11 protein-coding genes are annotated in these 14,825 nt (G+C 44.0%); 4 read left to right on the top strand and 7 right to left on the bottom strand.

The window, feature by feature from the left end:
• Positions 1-72 precede the first annotated feature (72 nt).
• On the top strand, positions 73-1,275 hold the full coding sequence (locus LVQ96_04965; protein MCW6170504.1) for a M20 family metallo-hydrolase: 1,203 nt from the start codon (positions 73-75) through the stop codon (positions 1,273-1,275).
• A gap of 29 nt (positions 1,276-1,304) precedes the next feature.
• Here LVQ96_04965 and LVQ96_04970 read toward each other — a convergent pair whose 3' ends face one another.
• The 3 genes from LVQ96_04970 to LVQ96_04980 all read right to left on the bottom strand — a co-directional run bounded on the left by LVQ96_04970 (position 1,305) and on the right by LVQ96_04980 (position 6,044).
• Entirely contained in the window at positions 1,305-1,826 is a 522-nt protein-coding gene (locus LVQ96_04970) for a nicotinamide-nucleotide adenylyltransferase (protein ID MCW6170505.1), read from the bottom strand.
• A gap of 8 nt (positions 1,827-1,834) precedes the next feature.
• Positions 1,835-4,918, bottom strand: coding sequence for an isoleucine--tRNA ligase (gene ileS, locus LVQ96_04975; GenBank protein ID MCW6170506.1), 3,084 nt, complete (start codon positions 4,916-4,918; stop codon positions 1,835-1,837).
• Positions 4,919-5,078: 160 nt separating this feature from the next.
• Entirely contained in the window at positions 5,079-6,044 is a 966-nt protein-coding gene (locus tag LVQ96_04980; protein MCW6170507.1) for a thiamine-phosphate kinase, read from the bottom strand.
• Between the two features lie 64 nt (positions 6,045-6,108).
• Here LVQ96_04980 and LVQ96_04985 point away from each other — a divergent pair, with 64 nt between their 5' ends.
• A complete protein-coding gene (locus LVQ96_04985) occupies positions 6,109-6,780 on the top strand; it encodes a PD-(D/E)XK nuclease family protein (protein ID MCW6170508.1) in 672 nt (223 codons plus the stop codon).
• Between the two features lie 33 nt (positions 6,781-6,813).
• On the opposite strand, the gene LVQ96_04990 is transcribed toward LVQ96_04985, so the two are convergent.
• Positions 6,814-7,866 carry an archaeosine biosynthesis radical SAM protein RaSEA gene (locus LVQ96_04990; GenBank protein MCW6170509.1) on the bottom strand — a complete coding sequence of 351 codons (1,053 nt, stop codon included), beginning with the start codon at positions 7,864-7,866 and terminating at the stop codon, positions 6,814-6,816.
• Between the two features lie 65 nt (positions 7,867-7,931).
• Between LVQ96_04990 and LVQ96_04995 the strand changes: the two genes are divergently transcribed.
• Entirely contained in the window at positions 7,932-9,086 is a 1,155-nt protein-coding gene (locus LVQ96_04995) for a pyridoxal phosphate-dependent aminotransferase (protein ID MCW6170510.1), read from the top strand.
• A gap of 74 nt (positions 9,087-9,160) precedes the next feature.
• Entirely contained in the window at positions 9,161-9,502 is a 342-nt protein-coding gene (locus LVQ96_05000) for a rhodanese-like domain-containing protein (GenBank protein MCW6170511.1), read from the top strand.
• Positions 9,503-9,521: 19 nt separating this feature from the next.
• On the opposite strand, the gene LVQ96_05005 is transcribed toward LVQ96_05000, so the two are convergent.
• From LVQ96_05005 to LVQ96_05015, 3 genes are all read right to left on the bottom strand, one after another.
• The gene (locus tag LVQ96_05005; GenBank protein MCW6170512.1) at positions 9,522-10,457 is read right to left on the bottom strand and encodes a membrane dipeptidase; all 936 of its coding nucleotides are present in this window, start codon (positions 10,455-10,457) and stop codon (positions 9,522-9,524) included.
• A gap of 68 nt (positions 10,458-10,525) precedes the next feature.
• Positions 10,526-12,913 (bottom strand): glycoside hydrolase family 15 protein, encoded by a 2,388-nt coding sequence (locus LVQ96_05010; GenBank protein ID MCW6170513.1) that lies wholly within the window; start codon positions 12,911-12,913, stop codon positions 10,526-10,528.
• Positions 12,914-12,977: 64 nt separating this feature from the next.
• The gene (locus tag LVQ96_05015) at positions 12,978-14,753 is read right to left on the bottom strand and encodes a phosphoenolpyruvate carboxykinase (GTP) (GenBank protein ID MCW6170514.1); all 1,776 of its coding nucleotides are present in this window, start codon (positions 14,751-14,753) and stop codon (positions 12,978-12,980) included.
• Between the last annotated feature and the right edge of the window lie 72 nt (positions 14,754-14,825).

The following is a 14,825-nucleotide window of genomic DNA, read 5'->3' on the forward strand; positions in this document are numbered from 1 at the left end:
ATTCTAGATGAATCTTAAAAAAGTTCAAAGTAACCAGCAAAAAAATATAACGTTCGAAGAGCTAAACCAGACATGCAACAGAACTTGAAGGAGATGAATGATTCCGATTTTATAAAGTATGTCGCATCCAGGATTATACCCATAAAGGCGATATCGCCGGATTCCGGGGGCGAAGGTGAGTTAAGCAGGGCTGAAGAAATTTGTAAAATTTTGAATGAACTTGGTTATAACGACTTCAAGAGATATGATACCCAGGATACACATGGAATCACCAGACCCAACATCGTGCTTAAGGTAGGTAACCGTCCAAAGACATTCTGGATTGTCCCGCATATAGACACAGTTCCAGTGGGTGACAAATCTCTGTGGACCTACGACCCATTCAAGGCGACTGTTGTTGGCGACCGTATCTATGGACGTGGGACAAGCGACGATGGACAGGCCGTATTCTTATCGCTTCTGCTGCTCAGGAATCTTGATGTATCCAAGCTCAAGTACAATCTCGGTATTGCATTTGTTTCTGACGAGGAAGTTGGAAGCAAGTACGGAATTCAATACATCCTGGAAAAGGATATATTCAACAAAAGTGACCTTATTCTCGTCCCTGATGCCGGTACAAGCAACAGCCTGATGATAGAAATAGCTGAAAAGAGTATACTCTGGCTCAAGTTTACTACAAAAGGAAAGCAGTATCACGCAAGTATGCCGGCAATGGCCATAAATGCAAACAGGGAAGCGATGAAATTCATGCTTGAACTCGACAGATCTATACACGAGAAATTCAACAAAGTTGACGATATATTCTCTCCACCATATTCTACTTTTGAACCTACCAGGCACGATAAAAATGTGGATAACATCAACACGATCCCTGGAACTGATGTTCAGTTTTACGACTCCAGGATACTTCCCGTTTACGACCTAGACATGGTGCTGGACTTTATAGATTCAAAGACAAGAGAGTTCAATAATTCGAGCAGCGCAAAAGTATCCTATGAGATAATGCAGAAGGAACAGTCTCCGCTTCCGATTGACAGGAATTCTCCAGCAGTGCTGGAGTTGAGGAAAGCGATCGAAAAAGTAAAAGGATCGGAACCTGCTATGTATGGCATAGGGGGTGGGACATGTGCTGCTTTCTTCAGAAGAAAGGGTTATGATGCCCTTGTATGGAGCACAACACTCGAAGAGGTGGCTCATCAGGTCGACGAATATGTCCTTATACCGCACATACTTGGAGATAAGAAGATAATTGAAAACATAATCCTTGAAGAATGATCATTCATATTTGAAGTGTAACCTGTAGATCATTGCTCATCCGTCATTGCAAGATCTTTCAGTCTCTGGATTCCGTCTATTTCCTCAACGATTTCAGCAACTACAGTCGGGACATACTTTTTCCATTCTCCATCATGTAGCATTGCTTTTCTGATATGGGTCCCTGACCACGAAGACCTGTTCATTAAGGCCATGGATTCCACGGGGTATCCGCTTTCCTTAAAAAGCCTCCGCACTAGGGGGTTGTTCGTATATACCTTATCGAATGTCGGCGTCAGCGCTTTCACATGCGAAACCCACAGGGGATTCGAATTGACATCTTCTATCGGGACAAGATAAAACTTGAATATGCCCTCGTTCTCAAGAGCAGAAGAAATCATGAGGTGACGCTCGCCAGCGGTGAACGGATCCTTGAGAGTGTGAGAGTACTGTGCACTTCCTATACCAATGATAACACTAGAATTCTCAGAGAGTATCTTCTTTATAGCTGCCAGATGCCCGTTATGAAACGGCTGAAACCGCCCGACCATGAACGCCCTTCCAGTCTTCATTTTACCACCTATAACGCTTTTAGGGATATTAATAAGGTCTCTCCGTCAACATCCCACGCCTTGGAACCCTTATGATCTTCAATTTCGAGTTTGTTTGTCAGGGTTTCTTCCTTTATCCATTCACTGTGGGCCTTCGCAGCCTCAAGTATAGCCTCAGTTCCCCATACACTAAGATCGATCCTTTGATCGTACCGCAGCCCACTGTCCTTACGCATTACCTGAATCCGCCTTATGATTTCCCTCGCTAACCCCTCAAGCATGAGGTTACGGTCAATGCGAGTGTTGAGGAAGACCTCTATTCCCAATTTTGAATCCTTGGCACTGACAAAATTATCTGCAGGGTTCTCTACAATATCGATCAGCCCACTGGAAAGTTCTATGCCATCGAGAACCAATTTTCCGTTGTTTACAAAATAGTCAATCATCGCAGGTGATGCATTCTCTACTGCACCCTTGACGTAGTTCAACCTGCCCTTAAGTATCGGTGCTGCTTCCTTGAACTTGAGCTGAAGCGAAGTAGACACAGGGCGCTCAACCTTTCCTATCATCCTTATTTCCTTGGCGTTAACTTCTGTTACAACCATGTCTATCATTTTTGGATCGATAGGTATCTCTGAATACAGAAGGATTTCAGAAATAGGCTGCCTGCCCTTTATTGAATTTTCCTGGCGGAGCCTCCTCACGATCTCCACCATGGACATTACCATGCCGACCTGTTCTTCCAGTTCCCCATTGATATATTCCTCCTGAACCTCGGGCAGAAGTTCAAGATGAACGGACTCGGAGCCAGGATGCATCTTAAGGAATATGTAATCGGAGAAGAACGGCGTAATTGGAGATAACGTGCGGATTATCCTATCAAGGGAGTAGAATAGAACAGAATATGCCTTATTCTTCTCTTCGGGTAGCTCAGATGCCCAGAACCTGCGTCTTGACAATCTGAGGTAAAAGTTGGAAAGTTCGTCTATCAACATCTCGATTTCATTTATTGCATTAAATGGTTCGTACCTGTCCATTACCTTCAGATATTCCCTGAGAGATGAGTTCACGCGGGACACTATCCAACGATCAAGGGCATTTTCCGGCTGCAGTAGCCCTTCGTAGGAGTACTTGTCCAGATTCGCATTAGATGCAAAGAAAGAATAGACATTCGATAGCGTACCCATGATTCTCCTTGCAGAATCATTGATGTATTTTCTGTCTATAACCCTGGTTTTCCATGGAACTCCACGCAGGAAAAATAACCTGCAGGCATCGGGGCCATAATCGTTGATCATGTCGAGCGCGAAGACAACGTTTCCCTTGCTCTTGCTCATTTTCCTGCCCTGTTCATCCAGGACAAAATCTATGGAAAGGACATTAGAGTATGCGTTTATGCCGAACAATAAGGTTGAGATCACATGAAGAGTGTAAAACCATCCTCTTGTCTGATCGATCGCCTCGATTATGAATGTTATAGGGATCCTGAGATCCGCCCCCTTTGATTCAAATGGGTAATGCAGTGCAGCGTATGTCGAGCTTCCCGAGTCAAACCATGTGTCAATCACGTACGGTTCCCTCGTCATAATTTCCCCACATTCCTCACACTTAAACGTGGCTTCGTCGATGAAAGGTCTGTGCAAATCATCCGGCACTACAGCCCCATAATTTCTTAGTTCTTCCGTGCTGCCTATGGCCTTTAGGTGCCCATTTTTGCATGACCATATTGGAAGTGGTGTTCCCCAGTACCTGTTTCTGCTGAGTGCCCAATCCTTGACGTCCAACAGGAAATTTCCAAACCTGCCGTTCTTTATGTAATCTGGCATCCAGTTGACGAGCTGGTTGTTCTCGATCAGCTTTTCCTTCAGAGAAGAAACGCGTATGAACCATGCAGTAAGTGGATAGTAGAGAAGAGGCGTCCCGCACCTGTAACAGAACGGATAAGTGTGCTCGATCTTCTCGGACCGAAGAAGTTTTTTCTCGGATTTAAGGAGTATTATTATGTCCGTATCCGCATCTTTCACAAATCGACCGAACCAAGGTAGCCGTTCGTCGGAAAATTTCCCGGATTGATTGACGGGATTGATCATCTCAACATGCATCTTCTTTCCTATGTCAAAGTCTTCTGCACCAAATGCAGGTGCTGTATGGACTATTCCGGTTCCTTCTTCAACATTGACATGCGAACCGGAAGTTACAACCATTGTGCCTTCAGGCGCAGTTATGAAATTTAGAAGCTGATCGTACCTTTTACCGACGAGTTCGGAACCCTTGAAGGAACCCGCCACTTCTACCGGATTCTTGAAAATCCTCGGGATTGCTGCAGTGGCAACATAGTATTCGTCTTCACCGGATTTGACCAAAGAGTAATCGATATCAGGGTTTACGCAGAGGAACTCATTGGACGGGAGTGTCCATGGAGTCGTTGTCCAAGCCAGGAAATATACATTCCCCTTGCCAGTTTCATGAAACTTCACATACACTGAAGGATCTTTTGCTTCAGCGTAACCAAGCGAGACCTCATGGGAGCTTAGGGATGTTTCGCATCTAGGGCAATATGGAACAATCTTGTAGTCCCTGTACAGCAGCCTCGACTCGAAGAGTTTCTTCAGAGCCCACCACTCGCTTTCAATGTAATCGTGTTTCATAGTGACATAGGCATTCTCATGATCAACCCAGAAACCTATCCGATCATCTGATTCCACCCAGTCATTGATGTAAGCAAATACGCTTTTTCGGCAATAATCATTGAACTTTGCTACACCGAAATTCTCGATGTCCTTCTTTGTCTTGAAATTAAAATGCTTTTCAGCCTCTACCTCAACAGGAAGACCATGGCAATCCCATCCTGCAGTTCTCCTGTATATCCTGTGCCCCGTGATGTACCTGTAGCGAAGAATTGTGTCTTTTACAACGCGAGTCATGAGATTGCCAACATGCGGCTTGCCGTTTGCTGTTGGCGGGCCCTCAAGAAAAACGAAATCTTTTGTGCCAAGTGGATTTCTCAGAGAGATGTCTGGTATCCTTTTTGATCGCCAGTAGGCCAGAACCTCATTTGATACCTCTTTTAAATCGCGAGATGTGTCAATTTCTTCATATCTGTGAGCGGACATATATATCTTTCGTCAACCCAAGGAGATATATGGTTTTAACGATGTTCTTCACTTCGCGCACAAATAGAAACACATTGAAATTCGTTCAAAAATAATTGAGGGCTGGGATCAAAGGGGGTAAGATTGAGAACATTGCACAGGCACCGAATTAGGATGAGCATTACGAGAACGGTTTCGGCCTGAAATGTTCATATCCGTACTCTTTAATAGGGAGCCACTGGTCGTCATTATTTATTATATTGTCGCCGTTCCATGCATCTCCTATGAAATGCACATTTATCTTTTCAGATTCCATGGCCTCCGAAAAATCCTTGAAGTCCTTGTTTTCTATCGAAAACATGATCTCGTAGTCCCCTCCATATGCACACATGATTTCTGTCTCGGAAAGCCCGGAGAGTTCACTTGCTTTCCTAACATACCTGTTTGGGATCAATTCGTTTTCAACGATACGAAATCCTATGCCGTAGTCGTTCTTCATCTGTGAAATACTCGAGAAGAGACCGTCAGATAAATCAGTCATAAATTTTGCTCCGTACTCGCTCATTATCTGTGCTTCCTTAATTCTTGCTTTTATGCCAAGAATAAGGTTTATTGCAAGATCGGTCCTGTAAGAATTTTTATAGAAAATGTAGCCTGATGCGCATCTCCCGAGTTCATTTGTAACACCTATCACGTGCCCAGGTTTCAGATCGGACCGTTTCCTGACCTTCCTCTTTTCTTGCTGGCCAAGTACTGTGCCTGAGATTACGAGTTCATTTCCTTCCTTCGTGTCTCCACCAAGAATTTCAGCACCAGCGGACCTGAGTGTTTTGTCAACACCGCGAACTATGTCTATAAGAAAAGATTCATCACTCTCAGGATTCACGAGGTATGAGAGCACCATGCCTGTCGGAATTCCAGCCATCGCCGCAATGTCACTCAAGTTTATGTTTGCAACAAAGTTGCCTATCTGTTCTGGCCTTGCACCCTTAGGGATGTGTGTGCTTTCACGTATGATATCTGTAGAAAGTAGCAAAACGGAATCCCCGGAGTCGATCATGGCACAATCATCCTTCGGTTGGGTAACATGGAAATCCCTGTAGATGTCGTCTATTATCCTTCTCTCACCAAGATCTGTAAGCCTCATTTCAACACTTCTGAGCTCCTAGTTATAGTTAAAGGTATTATTCACACGTTTAATACGTTACCCGATGTCAGCCGAAGAGGACCTAAGAAAGTTGTTTCACGATATGATATCTGGCCAGAACGATAGGAATAAATCTACACCTGTCAATAGGCTCAGCGTTTCCGGCCTCTCCTTCGGTATTCAGTATGAGATTGAGAGGAAATTAGGCCTAAAAACAGAGACTTTCAAGGATCCACTCAATATGTTCAAAGGAACCGCTCTGCACGTCCATGTGCAGAACCTTGCAAAATCCCTTGGCTATTCACCAGAATACCGCTGCTATTATACTATTCCGTTCAACTGGGAGCGCCTAAAATTCAGGGAAATAATCCTGGCGGGATCAATAGATCTTATTCACTGGGAAAGAAGGGAGATCATTGAGCTGAAAAGCTCACAGTACTCCGACAAGATAGAACACTATCACAAGATTCAGTTAGCTGCCTACGTAAACATGATGAAATTCAAGACAGGAAATGAATTCACTGGCTTAGTTGTGAAGTTCGGAGGAAAAGATCTGGTTCTCGAAGAGCTGAAATCGAATGAGAGTTCGGAACTATGGGACGAGATCCTGGACAGGGCAAGATCGTGTGCCAAGGAACTGGACATGAAGGCGGATCAAACTGCTTCTGTTTCGCAGGAGAATGAATGGCCAAAAGCAAACGGTAAAGCCGATCTATACTTTTACGATGAAAACTGAGACTCATGGGAACAATCCATTTCGAATCTGAGACTAATTTATAATAAATGAACCGTCCTTTCGTATCATTTTATCATAGTCAGTTTGTAGCAGATTCAGACTTTCAAGTTCAATTGTTCGTTCATAAATAGACCGATCAGCCTTTACATAGTAGTCCTTAAGATCCTCAAAGTTTTGATTCAACGACGATTCATAAATAAGCTGCAAAAGCTGAGGATCCGGATTGTCGTTGTGGACTCCTCTCTCTTTGTTGCCCCCGGTTGGGTAAGACACTACGTCAACCCCACTGTTTTCTGATTCAATCAGTATTTTTGCTAAACTCCACAGGCGTGGGAGTTTATACAGACCACGCTTCCAGAGATACTCAACATAAGTATTGCTCTGGATATTCATGGGATTCACGGACACGTCCTTTGAGTAGGGCTGTGCTTTCTTTATTGAATAAAGCATGTCTTCTATTGCCTGCTTTTCTGAAAGAAACGGAGGCTTGAAGAGCAGATATGTTCTCAGTTCAACACCCAGATCCTTCAGGACCTCAGCGGCAGCAACGTACTTGGAAAAGGAGCTTCCCTTATTTATAGAATTAGTTATTATAGAATCATTGGCGCTCTCAAGACCGATGGCCACTCTCACTTTCATATCGTTCATTGGCAGATCCTCAAGGTTCGGTTTGCGGATGTATTCTGTTCTTGATTCCACCAGGAGTCTCTCGACCTTGCCCTTTATCGAAGAGAAGAAATATTCTCTTGCCTTGAGCGGAAATTCCATAGGATCAAGAAAACTTCCGGAAGTGAAGACTTTCAGGGCATCAGTGTCCAGAGCGCTAGCGACACGGTCAATCTGGTGATAGAGGTTGTCGAGACCTACATCTGGAGAAATATCGTTAAAATATCCGCACATTGAGCACGATGAAAAATTGTACCAACTGCATCCGGTTGTCCTGAATATAACGACTGTTGTTTTTTCCGGAAACCCGCCCAGTCTATCCATTTCGCGCCACATTGAAACGGGGGAATCGAGATCCACCTTTTTTGGAACACTGGGCATAAGTTTTTTAATAAACCCGGAAAACTCTCTATTGATCATGCAACTTCCAAAACCCTAAAGTCAAGCTATGATAAAACTATATGCCCATTTATTATTCAAGTGCGATGCTTTCCAGAAGATTAGATAATATTTCTCCGTCAAAGACGGTATCCTTGAGCAACAAAGCTAACGAACTTAAGAAGGCTGGAAAAAAGGTATACAATTTCGGGATCGGTGAACCGGACTTCACGACCCCTGAGGGAATAATTAAGGCAGCTTTCGACGCTGCAAACGCAGGTAAAACTCACTATACCCCGTCTTCAGGTATTCCGGAGTTAAGGAGTGCAATTGCCAATAAAATGAACAGAATAAACAACGTCCCAGCCGAATCCAAAAATGTCCTGGTGACGAACACAAAGTTTTCTATCAATCTTGCCGCCATGGCCCTCCTCAACCCTGGCGATGAGGTTCTTATACCGGAGCCCTACTACCTTTCGTACCCGGAGATAATGAAGCTCTACGGAGCCAAACCTGTGCCCGTTCGGAGCAATGAGGATTATGACATAGATTTCGATGAATTAAATAAGTTGACATCACCGAAAACGAAGGCACTCATATATAGCAGCCCTTCAAACCCAACGGGGAAAGTACTCTCTGAAAAGCTTCTCAAAAAAGTTTCGGACTATATCATAGAGAACAATATGATCCTGATTGCAGACGAGATATATGAGGATATAATTTTTGAAGGAAAACCGTTTTCTCCTGCGTCGATTCCAGAAATGTTTGATAGAACAGTCACAGTTAACGGGTTCTCAAAGAGCCATGCGATGACCGGTTGGAGGATCGGATACATGGTAGCTAATGAAAACATCATTAGAGCCTCTGACAAGATACAACAGCAGACAATTACCTGTGCCCCTTCGATATCACAGTATGCTGCCCTGGCTGCACTCGAAGACAGGAAGTCCCCAAAAGAATTCAGAGACAGATTTCTGCACCGGAGAGATCTTGTCCAGAAGCTGTTATTGAATTCCGGCCTAAAATCACGTAACCCTGAAGGGGCATTTTATGCGTTTCCTGAATATGACCTGGACATCAACAGCGAAAAATTCTGCAACCTGCTCCTTGAAAAAGAGAATGTGATAGTTACCCCTGGATCTGCTTTTGGTGGGCAGGGGGAGAACCATTTCAGACTCTCTTTCGCAACGGATGATGAAACCATAAAGGAAGGAATAGAGAGGATCCTCCGCTTTACAGAAAGATTTCCTGAAAATTCATGATGTTCTTGATTCTTCGACCATTTACATTCTGACGCATCTGGTCATGTTTTTATATCCTCAGTAATTCAACGGCTATGGAAAAAAATTCATTTGATGTCACAAAAGAACAGGTCATTGAATTAACGGACCAAAAGGGCTTCACGCTTGTTGACATACTTGGGAAGTCGTCTTACGAGGACTTTCACATTAAGCGCGCGATATCTGTTCCGTTTGATGAGCTGGAAAGGAATGGTTGGGAAATTCTTGCGGGGAGGAAAGTTATAACATATTGCCATGGCCCTTCATGTGAGGCATCAGAAATTGCTGCAAGGATTCTGCGTGACCATGGAATAGAGGCATACGCGTACAGGGGAGGGTTGGAAGAATGGACGGATTCTGGCCTGCCTCTTGAAGGGAAATATTCAAATCAAGGCTAGTTCCGCAACAACACTAACCTTACGACATTATTTTTTCCAGAACATTCAATGCATTTTTCCAGAGAACACCATCAGCGTGTGAACCAAGGAGTTCGGAAAGTTCTCGAACCTGTAAAATATTTTCAAAACCTTTAGGGGTTGACGATATGCCTAAAAAGTCAGTTCCGACAGAAACATGTTCCCATCCAAAGTTGCTTCCGATGTATTCGGCATTTTTGGCTATATCCTCTATTGAAGGGGAATCAGAAAGTGTTGGATTTATCGCCGTCAATCCGATAGTTCCACCAGTCTTGCAAACTGCTTCAAGTTCCTCGTCATCAAGATTTCTTACGTGATTACGCACTTTAGATGCATTCGCATGAGATACAATCACGGGTTTCCTGCTTATGTTGCAGGTATCCAGAACCGTTTTTCTGCTTGCGTGGGCGAGATCAACGACAAGCCCGAGTTCGTTGCATATTTCCACTGCCGACACGCCACTGCCTGTGAGTCCAAAGTCCTTTTTAGACATACAGGATGCTGCGAATTTCGTATCATAGTTCCATGTCAGCCCTATCGACTTAACATTCAGCTCCTTCAGAACGTATAAGTCCATGGGGTCGGTAAGTGAATCTGTTCCCTCTATTGCTAATAATAAGGTGACACCGCCAGAAAGGACATCACTAAATTTTCGTACTATTCTCACATTGTGCCTTCTCTCAAGATAGAGATAGAACTTGATCTGTTCTAACAGGACCTCCCGGGAGGGAAAAGTCGCTGTCGAAAATGTTCCGTACTGTTTTGTGAGGAAATCACTTACCTCGTTCATGGTGCTAACGTGGGGAAATAAAACGGAAAATACTGTCACGTCTCCCAGAGATCTGAGCAGCTCCACGTTTGATTGTTCGGATGAGTTAACAACATCGACCCTTTGGGATGAATAGGCAATGTCTTCGTGAAGATCAATTAAACGCATAACACTCTATATCTTTTTCCTTTGTTAATTCTCTCATTGAAAAATTTGGTGTGATTTTTAAGATCGTTTTATATCACTTTTACTGTAAAATTCTTATTTTCCCAATTCCCTGAACTGCTCCAGTAAAAGGTAAAGGTCACCTCTGAACCTGAGGGAAGTTTATCAGTGCCAAGATCTACGTAGAAGGCACCTACATCCACTGGTTTCGTTTCCGCGTCAGATACCGATTTCCATCCGTCATAGCTGTAATGGATCTTAGCTTGGCTTAAAGTTAGGATCCTAAGCTTTTTTCCGACGGCCATCCAGGAAAGTTTGTTATTAAAACTCCAGATAAATAATGCTGTCTCAGTTTGGTTCTCTATATACCTCTTCTTCCCCTGCGGAGGCATATCAAAAACCTCTCCGTCAAGGAGGGATCTGCACAGCTTCAGGTATTCAGCATGAGCCCATACAAGTGGCATCGCGGAACCTGAGGGCTTACCGTTGAATAACCCCTTTTCAGGAATATCCCCAGAATCCCACACCTGTTCAGGTATCATTCCTCCAGGGCTTGTCTGATGCTCGATAATTTTTTGGATCCTTCTGGCTTCTTCAATGTTCCCTCTTGCTATCTCGAAGTGTGCTCTTTCGCCTGCAAGAAGTGGCCAGCCTCGCCCAATACCTGTTCCATCGAAAGGATCACCATTTTCGTGCTCGCCGTAACCATCCTTGTTATATCGGTGCCATATCGTGCCCGTCTTCGTCTCTGTTCTAAGGAACGCATCTATAACCTTCACCGTATCCAGTATTCTCCTGTCTTTAGGCGATCTTAACCCGAAGCGCACAAGTGAGAGGGTTCCTGTGCTCACAAGATTTTCGGCACGCTCTCTGCTATACTCAAGGGGCCGATTCCGGATCGGAACGTATCCTTTCATTGGTGAAGAAGCAAAAACGCGCCCCTGGTCCGGGGGAGCAATGCGCACATAGTACCCGTCTATACCTAGCTCGCGAGAAATTTCCGTGTTGCTAACATAAGTCCATTCCTCAATCTTTGAATTGTAGAAATCAGCAATATCCATGAAAAATTTACTAAGTTCCGCATCATGGTTTAAGTCTGCTAGATCCGATGCCACCAGAAGAGAGGAAATCACCACAGATAGAGTGAAAACAGAAAAGCCAGAATCTTCCTCCCATCTGTCCTCCTGAGTTACTGGACCATTCCTTACCAAAAATCCGGCCGCCTTCTTTACCATATTCCAAACAGATGAATGGTCTACGAGATCCATCGATACCATCTTACCTGCAAGCAATATGGGAAAGGCGGTCTCATCTAGTTGAATGCCTGCCCAGTAAGGTTTTCCGTCAAGCCACATGTTCTGGGGCCAGTTTCCTTCCATTTCCTGAGTAGACATAAGGTAGTTAAGTGCAGACATTGCACCTTCGTAGTCACCTACAGCTAGTTCAGCCTGTGCCGCCTCGACCATATCCCGTGGCCATACGAGATGGTACCCCCCGAGGTCATCATCACTCTTTGAATTTCCCCATGGGATCGAAAGAGATGCTATGAGAGCACCAGGGAATTGCCCTTTTGCCTGATGCACCTTTAAAACATTCTCACTTATAGTTGCAAGTGAACAATTGCTGGACATTTCATTTATGTGCCTGTACCTGGCACGAAGTGCCTCCCATCCGGAAACATACAGACTGAATGTATCCGCATTACTTTTTGACATGGAGGAGCGAACTTTCAGGGCAGCCTCTTCTGGACTCTCACCAAAGCCGATATACAGCGAGAAGTTCTTGCTTTTGCTTATATCTATTTCACCGCATATTGCAACATTTCCGTTGTTGGCGTGCTTAAAGTTGTAGGTCATCTTGTAGTTCCGCGAGAGATCTTGCCAGCTGTCCGAGAAACCAACGAATCCGACGTTCATTCCACCGAATGGCAAGTCTGAGCAAACGGCAAGCGATATACCGTCCCTTGATGCAAAGAGCATAGATACGCCTTTATAGTCCCCTACCCAGGCGTTGTTTCCCCAACCACCATTATTTATGTGCGGAGAAATCAATGAATAAATTTTTGGATTGTCTTTGCTGTCCCCCAACCACTTGAATTTAACATTCTGAATGAGCACATCAGTTTCAGGATCTGAAAATATCACCTTGTCTATGATATACTTCCCTTTCTTTTCTGTATTTTTCAATTCGAAAGCCGGGACACCGCTTCTCAGCCGGATTATGGAATGTTCCGTTTCCCTTTTTTCCTCTGAGAAAAATTTATCGGCTGTCACCAGGAACTGAGCATCTCTGATATCAGCTGTATCAATCTTTGGATAGTAAACCTCATTTATTATACCATGCGAGACCGTAAACCAGAGACGGCTATTTGGAGAAGCTGAGGTACCTATCCCATCTTTTGTGCTGGAAGTCCACTTCGGCTCAACTCCAGGCCACCCGAATGCAAAATCATTGTTCATGCGGTATTATGTCTTCATGCTATTCTATTTTTTTGCTCATACGGAATAAATAGCCAAAATAGGATTAATCAATAAATCTGCTGGAAAGCTTTCCGTACTCTTCCCTTATCTTCTGTGGTAATTCTTTTCCGAGACTGTCAAGGAAGCTGCCAATATCGGATATTTCCTTTTTCCACTCAGACCGATCGATATAGAGAAGAAGTTTCATGTCCTCTTCAGATACGGAAAGTGATTCTGATTCTATGTCTTCCGGATCAGGCATGTAGCCAACCTCTGTTTCCCTCGCAGGTACCATGTTCTCTACTCTTTTGATCATCCATTCTATTACTCTAAGATTTTCTCCGAATCCCGGCCAGATGTATTTCCCTTCCTTATTCTTCCTGAACCAGTTCACATAGAATATCTTTGGAAGTCGCAGACCCTTGCCCTCAAAAGAAAGCCAGTGATCAAAATATGCTGAAACATTATACCCTATGAATGGCCGCATGGCCATTGGATCCCTGCGAATAACGCCAACTTTCCCTTCAGCGGCTGCGGTCTGTTCGACCCCCATACTAGCCCCTAGGAATACCCCATGATTCCAGTCAAATGATTCAAACACAAGGGGGATAGTTGTTTCTCTGCGTCCTCCGAATATGATGCCATCCAATGGAACACCAGTGGGACTATTAAATTGATCTGATACATCAGGGTACTGTTCAATGGGAGAAGTAAAGCGAGAATTTGGATGTGCTGCGATTTTACCTGATCGTGGATCCATAGGTTCGCCCTGCCAATCAAAGACTTTGCTGTTCGGAACAGGAAGGCCTTCCCACCAGGGATCACCAGTTTCTGTCAGTGCCACGTTAGTAAAAATCGTATTCCTGCGCACGGTTTCCATTGCATTTGGATTGGTTTTATAACTGGTTCCTGGGACAACCCCAAAGAATCCGTTCTCAGGGTTGATAGCATACAATCTTCCATCCTTACCTGGACGGATCCAAGCGATATCATCGCCTATAAGTCTCGTTTTCCAGCCAAGATCAGAATACCTCTTAGGTGGTTTTATCATAGCAAGATTTGTCTTGCCACTTGCACTGGGAAAAGCTGCAGAAAAATAATACTTCTTCTTACTGGGCGTTTCAACTTCAAGCAGTAGCATATGCTCTGCCATCCAGCCCTTCTCCTTTGCCCTTACGCTGGCAATCCTGAGGGCATGGCATTTCTTGCTCAACAAAGCGTTGCCACCGTACGCAGAATTTATACTTACAATGTGGGCATCGAGATCAGTGCGTTTCCAAGGAAAATGCAAAATATATCTGTTTTTTGGGTCTAGGTTTCCAGAAACATGGATGCCTTTAATCCAATCTTCCATATAAGAATAACCTTCGACCTTAGAAGTGCCCATTCTGGTCATTATCTTCATGTTCGCTACCACGTAAGGACTGTCTGTTATCTCAACACCGATCTGCGAGAACTCAGATGATAATGGGCCCATAACATAGGGAACAACATACATTGTTTTTCCTTTCATGCTCCCTCTAATTAGCTTATTGCATATTTCGTCAGCCTGATCGACAGACATGTAGTTGTTTAGTGGACCGACATCTTCGGGATCTTCAGAGCATATGTATGTGGACTTTTCTGTTCTAGCCACATCCATTGGATTGCTCCTATATAGATAGCAATCAGGGTATCTTTCTCTGTTTAATGCTATAATCTCTTTCTCCCGCAGCATCTGATCCAGAACGGACTTGTATTCCTTCTCACTGCCATCACAAACATACACACGATCAGGATTGGCAAGTTCCGAAACTTTTCTTGCCCATCTATCTATTGACGTTATGCTGGTTTTTTCCATTTAATTGCACCCGATTCAGAGACATGGAGATGACGCAAATCCTCCATTATAATTGTAATGGTTTATGTGTTA

The sequence above is a fragment of the Thermoplasmatales archaeon genome (genome assembly GCA_026127925.1).
GTDB lineage: Archaea > Thermoplasmatota > Thermoplasmata > Thermoplasmatales > Thermoplasmataceae > JAKAYB01.